At 58.2% G+C, this 13,343-nt stretch carries 13 protein-coding genes; 4 read left to right on the plus strand and 9 right to left on the minus strand.

Annotated elements, in window-relative coordinates:
- Nucleotides 1-552, minus strand: a complete 552-nt coding sequence (locus ABIB44_RS18110) for a hypothetical protein (protein ID WP_354586085.1) — start codon at nt 550-552, stop codon at nt 1-3.
- 180 nt (nt 553-732) lie between these two features.
- On the minus strand, nt 733-1,173 hold the full coding sequence (locus ABIB44_RS18115) for a T9SS type A sorting domain-containing protein (RefSeq protein WP_354586086.1): 441 nt from the start codon (nt 1,171-1,173) through the stop codon (nt 733-735).
- Nucleotides 1,174-1,406: 233 nt separating this feature from the next.
- Between ABIB44_RS18115 and aspS the strand changes: the two genes are divergently transcribed.
- From aspS to ABIB44_RS18135, 4 genes are all read left to right on the plus strand, one after another.
- Nucleotides 1,407-3,170 (plus strand): aspartate--tRNA ligase, encoded by a 1,764-nt coding sequence (aspS, locus tag ABIB44_RS18120; protein WP_354586087.1) that lies wholly within the window; start codon nt 1,407-1,409, stop codon nt 3,168-3,170.
- A gap of 228 nt (nt 3,171-3,398) precedes the next feature.
- Nucleotides 3,399-4,643 (plus strand): acetyltransferase domain-containing protein, encoded by a 1,245-nt coding sequence (locus ABIB44_RS18125; protein ID WP_354586088.1) that lies wholly within the window; start codon nt 3,399-3,401, stop codon nt 4,641-4,643.
- A 361-nt stretch (nt 4,644-5,004) separates the two neighbouring features.
- On the plus strand, nt 5,005-5,193 hold the full coding sequence (locus ABIB44_RS18130) for a hypothetical protein (RefSeq protein WP_354586089.1): 189 nt from the start codon (nt 5,005-5,007) through the stop codon (nt 5,191-5,193).
- Nucleotides 5,194-5,385: 192 nt separating this feature from the next.
- Nucleotides 5,386-6,369 carry an SWIM zinc finger family protein gene (locus ABIB44_RS18135; protein ID WP_354586090.1) on the plus strand — a complete coding sequence of 328 codons (984 nt, stop codon included), beginning with the start codon at nt 5,386-5,388 and terminating at the stop codon, nt 6,367-6,369.
- Between the two features lie 58 nt (nt 6,370-6,427).
- Here ABIB44_RS18135 and ABIB44_RS18140 read toward each other — a convergent pair whose 3' ends face one another.
- From ABIB44_RS18140 to ABIB44_RS18170, 7 genes are all read right to left on the minus strand, one after another.
- Entirely contained in the window at nt 6,428-6,934 is a 507-nt protein-coding gene (locus ABIB44_RS18140) for an NADH-quinone oxidoreductase subunit J family protein (protein ID WP_354586091.1), read from the minus strand.
- A gap of 118 nt (nt 6,935-7,052) precedes the next feature.
- The gene (locus tag ABIB44_RS18145) at nt 7,053-7,631 is read right to left on the minus strand and encodes a NuoI/complex I 23 kDa subunit family protein (RefSeq protein ID WP_354586092.1); all 579 of its coding nucleotides are present in this window, start codon (nt 7,629-7,631) and stop codon (nt 7,053-7,055) included.
- Between the two features lie 6 nt (nt 7,632-7,637).
- Nucleotides 7,638-8,732, minus strand: a complete 1,095-nt coding sequence (nuoH, locus tag ABIB44_RS18150; RefSeq protein WP_354586093.1) for an NADH-quinone oxidoreductase subunit NuoH — start codon at nt 8,730-8,732, stop codon at nt 7,638-7,640.
- A gap of 121 nt (nt 8,733-8,853) precedes the next feature.
- Complete coding sequence (locus ABIB44_RS18155; protein ID WP_354586094.1) at nt 8,854-9,870, minus strand: NADH-quinone oxidoreductase subunit G; 1,017 nt, start codon at nt 9,868-9,870, stop codon at nt 8,854-8,856.
- Between the two features lie 137 nt (nt 9,871-10,007).
- Nucleotides 10,008-11,348, minus strand: a complete 1,341-nt coding sequence (nuoF, locus tag ABIB44_RS18160; RefSeq protein WP_354586095.1) for an NADH-quinone oxidoreductase subunit NuoF — start codon at nt 11,346-11,348, stop codon at nt 10,008-10,010.
- A 31-nt stretch (nt 11,349-11,379) separates the two neighbouring features.
- Entirely contained in the window at nt 11,380-11,952 is a 573-nt protein-coding gene (locus ABIB44_RS18165; RefSeq protein WP_354586096.1) for an NADH-quinone oxidoreductase subunit NuoE family protein, read from the minus strand.
- A 21-nt stretch (nt 11,953-11,973) separates the two neighbouring features.
- Nucleotides 11,974-13,161 carry an NADH-quinone oxidoreductase subunit D gene (locus tag ABIB44_RS18170; protein ID WP_354586182.1) on the minus strand — a complete coding sequence of 396 codons (1,188 nt, stop codon included), beginning with the start codon at nt 13,159-13,161 and terminating at the stop codon, nt 11,974-11,976.
- Nucleotides 13,162-13,343: the final 182 nt, after the last annotated feature.

Below are 13,343 nucleotides of genomic sequence, written 5' to 3' on the forward strand. Positions count from 1 at the left end.
TTACTTCTTCATCACGATGGCTCCCATCACGGCCTGGGCCGTGGGTTGCCACTGGGCCTGCTCATCGGCGGGGGCCACAAAGGTGAACACATAGAGCTGCGTGCCTTCGATGGCATACTGCACCACCTGGTACCGTCTGATGGGCGTCAGCTGGCTATTGCGGCGGGTATCCGACACGGTTGATACAAATTCGAAGTAAATGAAGTCGCGCCCGTTCACGGTGCGGATGTCCTCCTTGATGAAATCGACTTTGGTGTAGAGCCGTTGGATGCTGGACTTATAAATCTTCAGCAGTACGCCGTAGTCGAAGCTTTCGAAAGTGGTGGGGCGCACGGCCACGCTATAATCAACGCGCCCGCTCGGGTTGGAATACACGGCCAGCGGCTTGCGCGGCGAGGGGTATTTCACGGCAATGCCGTCGTCGGGCAGGGCCGCGAACTCCTTGGGCACGCCCACCGACAGGGTGGAGGCCAGCTTCACGGTGGTGAGCTTGGGCTTGGGCGCGAAAGCCGTGAGGGCCAGCAGAAGGAGTAGAAACGGGGTGATTTTCATAGAAGCGTGGGAATAAAACAATGCAAAAGAACGGTAAAATGCACGGTTGCCCGCCGGGCCAAAAAGAACGTCATGCTGCGCTTATCGAAACATCTATACCGCGAAGAGTAATCAGTTACTGCTGCGGTAGAGATGCTCCGACAAGCGCAGCATGACGTTTTGGGAAGCGCTAAAGGGCAACTAGCGGCGCATCGCGGGGTATTTAATACGCACCTTTTTCCAATACACGTAGTTGCCGGTTTTGGCCTCCACGAGGTAAGTACCAGCCGGAATTTTGCCCAGGTTCACGGGCGCACCGGTGTTGTTGGCCGGGTCCAGCTCGGTCTGGTACATCACCTTGTTTTTGTAGTCGGTCATCACCAGCGTACCGGGCTTGGTGAACTGCTGGGTGAAGCTCAGCAGAATGTCGGTCGAGTTCGGCTTGGGGAAAACGTCGATGCCCGAGAGCGTTTCTACGCGCTTAATGGGGCCATCGAGCGTGACCGCGCCGGCCGTGCCCTTCGATTTAATTTCCATCCCGGTGGCATCGGACTTGGTTTTGGTTTTGATTTTAGTTTGGGCCTGGGCAGTGCTGGCTGCGAATAGGGCGGTGGCCAGGGCGAGCGCGGGGAGGAATTTCATGGGGATGTGAGGAGATTGAGAGAACAAAGGAACGCCGTTGTTAGCGGCCATTACATACTCCGTACCAAATTTCGAGTTTCGCCCCGGCGGCCTAGTGGCTACCTTCGCGGCAGATTCATTTAGCAATTATCCATTAACATTTAACAGGTGGTTGTCGACCGGAAGACCGTCGGAAGCTGCCAGAGGAATGTCGATAATTGTTAATTGCGAATTGTTACCTGTTAATTGACAAGATGCTACGTACCCATACCTGCGGCGAGCTCCGCCCCGAGCACATCGGCCAAACCGTCACCCTTTGCGGCTGGGTGCAGCGCACCCGCGACAAGGGGGCCATCCTCTGGATTGACCTGCGCGACCGGTACGGCCTCACCCAAATCACCCTCGAAGAAGGCGTGGAGGCCGAAGCCGTGCGCGAAACCGCCCGCCAGCTCGGCCGCGAGTTCGTGCTGAGCGTGACCGGTAAGGTGACCGAGCGCTACTCCAAGAACGACAAAATCCCGACCGGCGGCATCGAAATTCGCCCCGAGAAAGTCGAAATTCTGAATCCCGCCAAGCTGCCGCCCTTCCTCATCGAAGACGACACCGACGGCGGCGACGACTTGCGGATGAAATACCGCTACCTCGACCTGCGCCGCACCCCGGTGCGCAACAACCTGATGCTGCGCCACAAAATGGCCCAGGCCGTGCGCCGCTACCTCGATGGCCAGGACTTTATTGAAGTCGAAACGCCGGTGCTCATCAAATCCACGCCCGAAGGCGCGCGCGATTTCGTGGTGCCCTCCCGCATGAATCCCGGCGAGTTCTACGCCCTGCCGCAGTCGCCCCAGACGTTTAAGCAGCTGCTCATGGTATCCGGTTTCGACCGCTACTTTCAGATTGTGAAATGCTTCCGCGACGAAGACCTGCGCGCCGACCGCCAGCCCGAATTCACGCAGATTGACTGCGAAATGGCCTTCGTAACCCAGGAGGACATTTTGGACATGTTCGAAGGCCTGGTGCGCTACCTGTTCAAGGAAATCAAAAGCCTCGATTTCCCCACCGTGCCCCGCATGACCTACGCCGACGCCATGCGCGACTACGGCAACGACAAGCCCGACACCCGCTTCGAAATGAAGTTCGCCGACCTCACCGCAATGGTACGCGGCCAGGGCTTTCCCGTGTTCGACAGCGCCGAGCTGGTGCTGGGCATCAACGCCGCCACCTGCGCCGCTTACACCCGCAAGCAAATCGACGAGTTGACCGAGTGGGTGAAGCGCCCCCAAATTGGGGCCACCGGCCTCATCTACGCCCGCGTGGAAGCCGACGGCCAGGTGAAATCCTCGGTCGACAAGTTCTACTCGCAGGAGGAGTTGCAGAAGTGGAGCGTTGCCTTCCACGCCAACCCCGGCGACCTGCTGCTGCTGCTGGCCGGCTCCGAAGCCAAGACCCGCAAGGCCATGAGCGAGCTACGTCTCGAAATGGGCCGCCGCCTGGGCCTGCGCGATGCCAACACGTTCTCGCCGCTGTGGGTGGTCGATTTCCCGCTGCTCGAATACAGCGAGGAAGAAAACCGCCATTTCGCCATGCACCACCCCTTCACCTCGCCCAAGCCGGAGGATTTGGCCCTGCTCGACAATCCGGCTACCATCGGCCAGACCCGCGCCAATGCCTACGACCTCGTGATAAACGGCGTGGAAGTGGGCGGCGGCTCCATCCGCATCCACGACCGCGCCGTGCAGGCCCGCATGTTCTCGCTGCTCGGTTTCACGCCCGAAGAAGCCCAGGCCCAGTTCGGCTTCCTGCTCGATGCCTTCGAGTATGGCGCGCCGCCCCACGGCGGCCTCGCCTTCGGCTTCGACCGCCTGTGCAGCCTCTTCGGCGGCTCCGACAGCATCCGCGACTTCATCGCCTTTCCCAAAAACAACTCTGGCCGCGACGTGATGATTGATTCGCCCTCGCCCATTTCGGAGGTGCAACTCAAGGAGCTGAGCATCAAGACGGCCGTGGTGGCGAAGTAGGAATTTTAGAAGCTTTAGTAACCAGAAGCGGCGACTGATATTTCAGTCGCCGCTTCTGGTTTTGCCGTAGTTTACGTACTAATGTGGCAGGCTTTTCCTAACCATTTCTTATCGGGCAACAAATTTTACAAATGCGTAGCGGAAAATGTGAAAAACTATTGCCGTAATTGGATGGCGACTTTGCTTCTCGCTAAAATCAAGGTGATTCGATGATTTACAATTGGCATCATGCTCTCCGACCTCGACCGCACTACCCAACCCGCCAGCCTTCACGAGCTAAAAACTCAGCGCCAAGTCAGTCCGCAGCCTTCCCGGAGTTTGCGTGGCGATACAGCGCGGGTGCAAGCCATTGACGTGGTGCGCGGGTTGGTGATGGTCATCATGGCTCTTGACCACGTGCGCGAGTTCTGGAATCCTACGCTCATGCGGCCGGAGGACGTGGCACAGGCTTCGGTGCTGCTATTTTTCACGCGCTGGGTCACGCACCTCTGCGCGCCCACGTTCGTTTTTCTGTCCGGTATCAGCATCTACCTCTATCAGCAAAAGCAGCCCAGTCGCGCTTTAGCAAGTCGATTTCTGTTGACGCGGGGCCTGTGGCTGGTAGCGGTAGAACTCGTCGTTATCACCTTCATTCTGCAATGGAATTATAATCTGTTGCTATTGGAAGTGATTTGGGCCATTGGGGCAGGAATGGTGCTGCTTGCCGGGCTAATCTGGCTGCCCCGCTGGCTGCTGGCTGTGTTGTCCTTCGTCATTCTTGCGGGGCACAACTTGCTGTCGCCCATCCAGCCCGTAACGGCAGATAATGCCGGGTGGGCTATGCTGCACAACACCCCATTTGTATTGCCACTGCCCGGGTTGCCCCCGTTGCTGGTGGCCTATTCTCTGGGGCCGTGGCTGGGCGTGCTGGTGGCGGGCTACGTGCTGGGGCCGTGGTTCAAACTGCCGTTGGCCCTGCGGAACCAGCGGCTGCGCTGGGCCGGTATCGGTCTGCTGCTACTTTTTGTGGTACTGCGCGCCACCAATTGGTACGGCGACCTCACGCCGTGGAGCGTCCAGCCGCGGGACCTGGTGTATACCATCCTCTCCTTTCTGAACGTAACCAAATACCCGCCATCGCTGCTATTTCTCAGCCTCACCCTCGGGGTAGCGCTCTTGTTGCTCAGCGGTGCGGAGGAAACGGTGGGGTGGCTTAGCCGCCGGCTGCGGACGTTCGGTCAGGTTCCTTTTTTCTATTTCCTCCTGCACTTGCTGCTCATCAGCAGCAGTGCCTGGCTTTGGACGACCCTGGCTTTTGGCAAGGCCATTAACCTTTCGTTTGCTGCCGCCAAAGAGTACCCGCCTGCTTACGAACCGAGCCTGCTGCGAGCTTATGTGGTATGGGTCAGTGTCGTGGTGGTGGTGTATCTGCCCTGCCGCTGGTACCAGCGTTTCAAGCAGCAGCATGCTTACTGGTGGCTGTCGTATCTGTAAGTGCCATTGATACTTGTAAAACGGAAGCGGCTACTGATGCATCAGTAGCCGCTTCCGTTTTAGCCAATCTGGCCTGCCATGCCTCCAAGCGTCCGCACGCTGCCTAGCCCAACAGTGGATGTAGCCTGCGGCTAAAACCCGGTAAACTATCCCAGCCTGATGGCTTTCGCCGCACGTCAGCCTGCGCACCGCATTGAGTACGGTCCTGCACATAGTTCGGAATTGATGCCATAAAATCAATCGTTTACCGGGTAATTAAGCGTCTTTAACGAACGGCGAGTCTATTTGGGCGAAGTTGAAAATCCGCCGGTGCCCCGACTTAGTAGGTTTGTATCAGTTAACCACTTAAGCACTCGCATCCATGTCTAACCTGTACATTTTCGCCGCCGTCTTCCTCTTCTGGACTGCTCTTACTGCCTCGCTCATGCAAGTGCAGCTGGTGGCTTCGCCGGTACATGAGATGCGGGTGCCAACTTACCGTTCCAAGCCCATGCACGCCACGGTTATTGCGCAGGTGCAGGCGGGTGCCGCTACGGGCTCATATAATTAATTATGGACCCACCAACTATGGTAAGGCCAATTATGTGATAACTACCGATTGATAGTTCGTTCAATAAATTATGGATAAATAAAAGAGCCGTGCCCATTAGGCGCGGCTCTTTTGCGTAGTGGCCAAAACGAGAGCCAAGAAAGGCCGCTTCTGTATTTTTGCCAACACCTGCTGCTATTCAAGCCACGCGCTATGTTTACGGAAGCTGATTTAGAAGCCCTGGTGCCGCGCAAGATTTTCGAGCGCGGTAGCGCGTACTACGAAGACAATGCCGTAGGCCTTATTCGTCGCACCGACGACGTCTTCAAAGCCAATGTAGAAGGCACCGAAACTTACCGCGTCGAGCTAACTATCCGCGCTGGCAAGCCGCCGAAAATCTATTGCGACTGTCCCTATGACTACGGCGATGTGTGCAAGCACGGCATCGCCCTGGGCTTAGCCGTGCTCGACTGGTTTAGCAACGACGAACCCGAGATAGTCCCGATTGCCTCCGCAGTATTGACTGAAAAAGACCGCCGTGCCCGGTTGCTAACCGCCGCCTGGAACCGCACCAATGACCGCGAACGACTGGGGTTTCTGCGGCAGCTCCTGTTGCAAAAGCCCAAGATGCTCCGCCGTTTCCTGGAGGCATTCGAGTTTGATGAAGCCTTGTTGTTAGCGACGACGAATCATCCGCCGGCCCCCGTATCCCAGCCACGCGGCCGCCGGGCCGGGCCGCGCCGGCTGCTCACCTTCGTGGAGCAAGCCCATGCGCTTATCAACAACAACAGGCGTTCTGAGCTGCTGTCATTACTTCTATCGGTAGACTGGCTGCGCCAGCCCGAGGTTTACGATACCCAAGCCTGGCCCTACCTGCTGGCCGAGTCGGCCCGCGCCCAGCCCGAAGCGACCTTCGACGCGGTGATGGAACGCTTCGAAGGCTACCTGAATAATCAGGCCTTGCGCGGCAGTCCGCTCTATCAGTTCATTGCGACGATTTTGCGCAGCTTGGTGTCGCTACCAGCCCTTGCGCAACAGGTACTACTATTCGCTTCGGAACTAATGCAGCAATTTCACCGGCTTTCCTCGCTGCAAAAGGCCCTGACTACAGCTGGGTTTTTCCCAATTGAAAATGAGCTGGCTACGGGCCTGCCACCTAGAAAGAGGGGTCGCCCGCCCCAAAGCCCGAGTCGCTGAAAAGCAAAAAGAGCGCCCGACCGGACGCTCTTTTTGGGTTAGAATTCTTTCAGGAACGTTAAAAATTTCGCTCGCCCGTTTCGCGCTTGCCCAGCATCACCGAGCCCACCATGGCGGCTAGCAATAGGATGGAGGCCAGCTCGAATGGCAGCGCGTAGTCGCGGAACAGCACCATGCCTAGCTTATCAACCATGCCGATTTGCGAATCGAACGTCGCCGCATCGTAGCCAGCAGGATTGATGTTCCGCATCGCGGCCACCAATATTAGCAGGAGAGAGCCGCCGGCGATGGCGGCCGCGAATTTAGCCAAAGCCGGCTTGTGCGGCTCAGTATCTTCGTTCAGGTTCAGGAACATAATCACGAACAGAAACAGCACCATGATGGCTCCCGCGTACACGATGATGTTCACGGCGGCCAGGAACTGCGCATTTAGCAGCAGATAGTGGCCCGAAAGCGTGAAGAACGTGAGGATGAGGAACAGAACGCTGTGCACCGGATTTTTGGCCAGCACTACGCCCAATGCACTCAGCAGGGCCACGAAGGTGAGAAAGAGAAAAAGAGACATAAATCTGTCATGTTGAGCGCAGCGAAGCATCTTATCACGCTTGCGCCGCTCGGCGTTATAACTAAATCTGACGAAGGCAGCGGTGATAAGATGCTTCCTTCGTCAGCATGACAGGCGATTACGCCAGCTGCGTGCGCAGCTTATCGGCTTGCTCGGGCGTGAGCTGAATGCCGCGCTTTGAGCGGTTATCCGGCGTCACGGGCTCTACCAGTCGGTCTTTGCCGTAGATGAACTCGTCGCGCTCGAAGCGCGGCGGGGCCATTTTATCGGCTTGCAGGTACACGGCGGCTTTGGGGCAGGCTTCTTCGCACAGGCCGCAGAAGATGCAGCGCAGCATGTTGATTTCGTAGCTCACCGCGTATTTCTCCTCGCGGTAGAGGCCTTCTTCGCCCTTCTTACGCTCGCCGGCTACCATGGTAATGGCTTCGGCGGGACAGGCTACGGCGCAGAGGCCGCAGGCCGTGCAGCGCTCGCGGCCGGCTTCATCGCGCTTTAGCACGTGCAGCCCGCGGAAAACCGGGGAGAAAGGGCGCGTCTCTTCGGGGTAGCGAATGGTGATTTGCTTCTTGGTCGCCGCCCGGAAGAAGTGCTGCATCGTAATCGACAAACCCTGGAAAATTGCCGGCAGGTAGGCCCGCTCGGCCAGGGTCATGGGCTTCTTTTCGAGAACTTTGGCGCGGTTGCTTAAGGATTCCATAGGTCGTTATTTAATTACGCCGAACGTAATCAGGCCGCCCGTGAGCAGGATGTTAAAAATAGCCAGCGGGATGAGGATGGTCCAGCCCAGGCGCATCAGCTGGTCATAGCGGAAGCGCGGGAGCGTCCAGCGCACCCACATGAAGAAGAAAATGAAGGCGAAGATTTTGCCGAACAGGCCCAACAGACCCACAATGGTGATGATGTTCTGGGCCGTCACCAGCTCCAGCCCACGGCTCGATACCAACCAATCGCGCAGTTCGTACTGGAACGGAAAGTTGAAGCCGCCGAAGTATAGCACGCTCATCACGGCCGAAGCCACAAATACGTTGATGTATTCAGCGAACAGGTACAGGCCCATTTTCATCGAGCTGTACTCGGTGTGATAGCCGCCAATCAGCTCCGTTTCGCACTCGGGCAGGTCGAAGGGCGTGCGGTTGGTCTCGGCAAAGGCGCACACGATAAAAATGATGAAGCCCAGCGGCTGCTTCATCACATTCCAGTTGAAAATGTCGCGCCACACAAACGGCGCTTCCGAAGCCTGCTGGAACGTGATTTCGCGCAGCGACAAGGTGTGTGAAATCATCAGGATAGCAATCAGGGCCAGGCCCATCGCCAACTCGTAGCTAATGTTTTGTGAGGCGGCGCGGATGGCACCGAGCAGCGAGAACTTGTTGTTCGAGGCCCAGCCACCAATCATAATTCCGTACACGCCCAGCGACACCATGCCGAACACATACAGCATCCCAACGTTGATTTCAATGCCCTGCAGATGAATAGCGGTTTCGCCAAACTGCAGCACGTTGCCGAACGGAATGACCGCCGACGACATCAGCGCGGTGGTCATGGCCAAGCATGGACCGAACACGAACAGCGCCCGGTTGGCCCCGGCGGGAAAGAATTCTTCCTTGGTGAAAAGCTTCACGGCGTCGGCCAGCGGCTGCAACAGGCCGAAAGGCCCGGCACGGTCCGGGCCCACCCGGTCCTGCAGAAACGCGGCAATCACGCGCTCGGCGTAGGTGGAATAGGTGGCAATCAGCAGCGAAACGCCGAATACTACCAGAACGACGAGGCCTTGCCAGCCCAGAGCGGGGAGAGTCATAGTGTAATTGTCATGCTGAGCTTGCGAAGCATCTTATCACGTTCGCAGGGCTCGGGTAACTTATTCTGACGAAAGCAGCGGTGATAAGATGCTTCCTTCGTCAGCATGACAGACGATTAATTTAGTTATTCAGGCCACCCAATCGCAACGGCGGGTTGCGTTCCAATTCGCGGGTAGTGCTTTCCGGCAAGTCAGCCAGCACCTGCGGGTTCACTACCGGCAGCTCATAATGGTTTTGGGCAATAACCGAGGAACGGTTGATATGCGCCGGGCCTTCCAGCGTCCAGTCCGAGGTTTCCTTTTTATCGAAGCGGCAGGTGTTGCAAATCCACTCCTTCACTTCGCCGTATTCGTCCTTGCGGGCGGTTACGCGGAGCACGTCTTTTCCTTTATACCAGAGCGTGACGTGGCCGGCGCACTTGTCGGTTTCGCAGTCGCGGTGGGCATTCACGGGCTTCGTGAACCACACGCGCTGCTTGAAGCGGAAGGTTTTATCGGTCAGCGCGCCCACCGGGCACACGTCGATGACGTTGCCGCTGAAATCGTTGTCAATGATGTTCTCGATGTAGGTGCCAATTTCCGAGGCATCGCCGCGGCCCAGTACGCCGTGCACGCGCTCGGGCGTAAGCTGGTCGGCCACGTACACGCAGCGGTAGCACAGGATGCAACGCGTCATGTGCAGCTGGATGAGTGGGCCAATGTCGATTTTCTCGAACGTGCGGCGTTCTTCCTCGTAGCGGGTGGTGCTGAGGCCATGCTCGAAGGCAAAGTCTTGCAGGCTACACTCGCCGGCCTGGTCGCACACCGGGCAGTCGAGTGGGTGGTTGATGAGCAGCATCTCCACAATGCCCTTGCGGACATCCATCACCTGCTGGTTGATGGTGTTTTCGACCACCATGCCGTCCTGCACCGTCGTGATGCACGAGGCTACCAGTTTAGGCATGGGACGCGGGTCTTTGGCCGAGCCGGCTGAAACCTTCACTAGGCAAGCGCGGCACTTGCCGCCCGAGCCCTTCAGGGGGGTGTAATAGCACATGGCGGGCGGCACGATGCTACCGCCAATCTGGCGGGCCGCGTTCAGGATGGTCGTTCCATCCGGAACTTCCACCTCAATGCCGTCGAAGGTTATTTTAGCCATTGGTTTATCGGATTATTAGGTCATGCTGAGCGAAGCGCAGCGTAGCCGAAGCATCTCTACCTAGTAAGTAATTCAATCAACTCAACGAAGCGGTAGAGATGCTTCGGCAAGCTCAGCATGACGTTTTTTTAAGAGGGTTACGCCAATACCGCCGCGCCGCGATAAACTGCGCCGGGAGCCGTAGCTTCTTTTGGATGCTTCACGTGCCATTCAAACTCGTCGCGGAAGTGGCGCACTGCTGCCGCCACCGGCCACGCGGCCGCTTCGCCCAGCGGGCAAATGGTGTTGCCTTCAATCTGCTTGGCCACGCTCACGACCAGGTCGATGTCGTGCATCGAGCCGTGGCCGTGCTCCAGGCGGTGCAGCACTTTCTCCAGCCAGCCAGTGCCTTCGCGGCAGGGCGAGCACTGCCCGCACGACTCGTGGTGGTAGAAGCGGCTATAGTTCCAGGTGTTTTTCACAATGCACGTCGTTTCGTCCATCGCAATGAAGCCGCCCGAACCCAGCATGGTGCCCGTAATGAAGCCGCCGTCACTCAGCGACTCGTAGGTCATCAGGCGGGGCTCACCGGCGGCGGTTTTTAGAATGAGCTCCTTCGGCAGAATCGGCACCGACGAGCCACCGGCTACTACTGCTTTCAGGTCTCGGCCTTTCCAGATGCCGCCGCAGTACTCATCGGAGTAGATGAATTCTTCGACCGGCACGCCCAATTCAATTTCGTAGATGCCCGGCTTGTTGACGTGGCCGCAGGCCGAAATCAGCTTGGTACCAGTACTTTTCCCGACGCCGATTTTGGCGTACTCGTCGCCGCCCTCGTTCACGATAATCGGCACCGCCGCGATGGTTTCCACGTTGTTCACCACCGTGGGGCGGGCGTATAGCCCCTGCACGGCCGGGAATGGCGGCTTGTTGCGCGGGTTGCCGCGCTTGCCTTCCAACGATTCCAGCAGCGCGGTTTCTTCACCGCAGATGTAGGCACCAGCGCCGGGATGCACGTGCAAGTCGAGCGAGTAGCCCGAGCCGAGGATGTTCTCACCCAGGAAACCCGCCGCGTAAGCCTCCGCAATGGCCTTTTCCAGAATGCGCAACACGTACAACAACTCGCCACGGATGTAGATGTAGCTGGTGCGTGCGCCCAAAGCGTAGCTGCCCGTAATCATGCCCTCGATGAGCAGGTGGGGCAGTTTCGACATCAGCTGCCGGTCCTTAAAGGTGCCGGGCTCCGACTCATCCGCGTTGCAGACGAGGTAGCGCGGCACGCCCTCCGGCTTGGCCAGAAAGCCCCACTTCATGCCAGCGGGGAAGCCCGCGCCGCCACGCCCGCGCAGGCCCGACTTCTTCACTTCCTCCGTGACCTCATCGGGCGTCATCGTTTTGAGCGCCTTCTCCACGGAGCGATAGCCGCCGTGCTTGCGGTACACTTCGAAGGTGTTAATGCCTTCGACGTTGATGTGTTCGGTTAATAGCTTGCGTCCCATAATGGTAGGCGTTGGGCTGGAGACCAGCTGTTTAGTTATTTTGAACGGAGTTGGGCAGGCTGTTTTCTTCCCACGACAAAATGGGGCGGTGCACCAGACTGCGCAACTCGTTGAGCATGGCATCCACCGCTTCCGGCGTGTGCAGCTCCTCGTAATATTTCTCGCGCACCTGCACGATGGGGGCGAAGCCGCAGGCAGCCAGGCACTCCACTTCTTTCAGCGTGAACAGGCCGTCGGGCGAGGTTTCGCCCACTTTAGCTCCGGTGATGCGCTCCAGGTGCTCGGTCAGTTCGTCGGAGCCGCGCAGCATGCAGGGGCCCGTGCGGCAGATTTCCAGCACGTGCTTGCCCACCGGCTTGAGGTTGTACATGGTGTAGAACGAGGCTACTTCGTACACTTCAATCGGCTTGATGTTCAGCGTTTCAGCCACCAGGTCCTGCACCTCCGGGCTCACCCAGCCGCCGAATTCGGCCTGCGCGATGTGCAGAATCGGCAGCATCGCCGACTTGCTCCGGTCGGCCGGGTAGTGCGTGAGCAGGCGCTTGATTTCCGCTTGGCCAGCGGGCGAGAATTGCAGTTTCGTGGGCGAGGTCGTCGGCTCCATAGCAGTCAGTTTCAACAAAAACTAGGCGTCCAGCTCGCCGGCGATGACGTTCATGGACGAGAGAATAACAATGGCATCGGAGAGCGTGGTGCCCACGGCCATTTCGGGATAAGCCTGGTAATAAATGAAGCACGGCCGGCGGAAGTGCAGGCGGTAAGGCGTGCGGCCCCCGTCCGAAACCAGGTAGAAACCCAGCTCGCCGTTGCCGCCTTCCACCGAGTGGTACACCTCGCCAACGGGCGCGTCAATCTCGCCCATCACAATTTTGAAGTGGTAAATCAGTGCCTCCATGTTCTTGTACACGTCCGGCTTGTCGGGCAGATAGTAGTGCGGGGCGTCGGCGTGGTAGGGGCCTTCGGGCAGGTTGTCGAGCGCCTGATTGATGATGCGCAGGCTCTGCCAGATTTCCTCGTTGCGCACGATAAACCGGTCGTAGGTGTCGCCGTTGGTGCCCACCGGAATATCGAACTCGAAGTCCTCGTAGGAGGAATACGGGTTCATGGCGCGCACGTCGTAGTCGACGCCCGCGGCCCGCAGGTTGGGGCCGGTGAAGCCATAGCTCAGTGCCTTTTCCGCCGAAATAGGGCCCACGTTCACCACGCGGTCCATGAAAATGCGGTTGCGGTTGAACAAGTCCTCGAACTCCTTCATCACCACCGGGAAGCTTTTCAGCCAGGCGCGGAGCTTGGCGATAGCGGCTGGCGAAAGGTCGCGCTCCATGCCGCCCACGCGGCCCATGTTGGTGGTGAGGCGGGCCCCACACACCTCTTCGTAGATTTCGTATACCTTCTCCCGTTCCTGAAACAGGTAGAGAAAGCCCGTGAACGCGCCCGTGTCCACCCCCAGAATGGAGTTGCAGATGAGGTGGTCGGTAATGCGGGCCAACTCCATCATAATCACCCGGATGTACTGCGCCCGCTTGGGCACGGTCACGCCGAGCATCTTTTCCACCGTCATGTGCCAGCCCAGGTTGTTGATGGGCGACGAACAGTAGTTCATTCGGTCGGTGAGCGTTGTGATTTGGTAGAAGGGCCGGCGCTCGGCAATCTTCTCAAACGCCCGGTGGATGTAGCCAATGGTGGGCACGCCGGATACGATGCGCTCGCCATCCATTTGCAGGATGTTCTGGAAAATGCCGTGCGTGGCGGGGTGCGTCGGGCCCAGGTTCAACGTCGTCAGCTCCTGGCTGAAGTCGTTGAGAATGGGCATCAACTGGCCGGGGCGCTGGGCAGCGGCCTCTTCGATGATTTTGTGGGTGCCTGCCAGGGCGTCGTTTACTGCCATTGTTATTGGTGCCTGGTGCTTGGTTGTTGGTGCTTGGTAGCTAATGTCTGATGCTAATGCCTGGTCACGCTTCTGTTTGTGCCAAGCACCAAGCACGAACAACCACC

Source organism: Hymenobacter sp. UYCo722 (assembly GCF_040547115.1).
GTDB lineage: Bacteria > Bacteroidota > Bacteroidia > Cytophagales > Hymenobacteraceae > Hymenobacter.

Bases quoted from the DNA above. Each gene is read 5' to 3' on its own strand.
- ABIB44_RS18165 (WP_354586096.1), bottom strand. From the start codon at position 11,952: ATGGAGCCGACGACCTCGCCCACGAAACTGCAATTCTCGCCCGCTGGC.
- ABIB44_RS18140 (WP_354586091.1), bottom strand. From the start codon at position 6,934: ATGTCTCTTTTTCTCTTTCTCACCTTCGTGGCCCTGCTGAGTGCATTG.
- nuoH (WP_354586093.1), bottom strand. From the start codon at position 8,732: ATGACTCTCCCCGCTCTGGGCTGGCAAGGCCTCGTCGTTCTGGTAGTA.
- nuoF (WP_354586095.1), bottom strand. From the start codon at position 11,348: ATGGGACGCAAGCTATTAACCGAACACATCAACGTCGAAGGCATTAAC.
- ABIB44_RS18170 (WP_354586182.1), bottom strand. From the start codon at position 13,161: ATGCCCATTCTCAACGACTTCAGCCAGGAGCTGACGACGTTGAACCTG.
- ABIB44_RS18135 (WP_354586090.1), top strand. From the start codon at position 5,386: ATGTTTACGGAAGCTGATTTAGAAGCCCTGGTGCCGCGCAAGATTTTC.
- ABIB44_RS18110 (WP_354586085.1), bottom strand. From the start codon at position 552: ATGAAAATCACCCCGTTTCTACTCCTTCTGCTGGCCCTCACGGCTTTC.
- ABIB44_RS18115 (WP_354586086.1), bottom strand. From the start codon at position 1,173: ATGAAATTCCTCCCCGCGCTCGCCCTGGCCACCGCCCTATTCGCAGCC.
- ABIB44_RS18130 (WP_354586089.1), top strand. From the start codon at position 5,005: ATGTCTAACCTGTACATTTTCGCCGCCGTCTTCCTCTTCTGGACTGCT.
- aspS (WP_354586087.1), top strand. From the start codon at position 1,407: ATGCTACGTACCCATACCTGCGGCGAGCTCCGCCCCGAGCACATCGGC.
- ABIB44_RS18155 (WP_354586094.1), bottom strand. From the start codon at position 9,870: ATGGCTAAAATAACCTTCGACGGCATTGAGGTGGAAGTTCCGGATGGA.
- ABIB44_RS18125 (WP_354586088.1), top strand. From the start codon at position 3,399: ATGCTCTCCGACCTCGACCGCACTACCCAACCCGCCAGCCTTCACGAG.
- ABIB44_RS18145 (WP_354586092.1), bottom strand. From the start codon at position 7,631: ATGGAATCCTTAAGCAACCGCGCCAAAGTTCTCGAAAAGAAGCCCATG.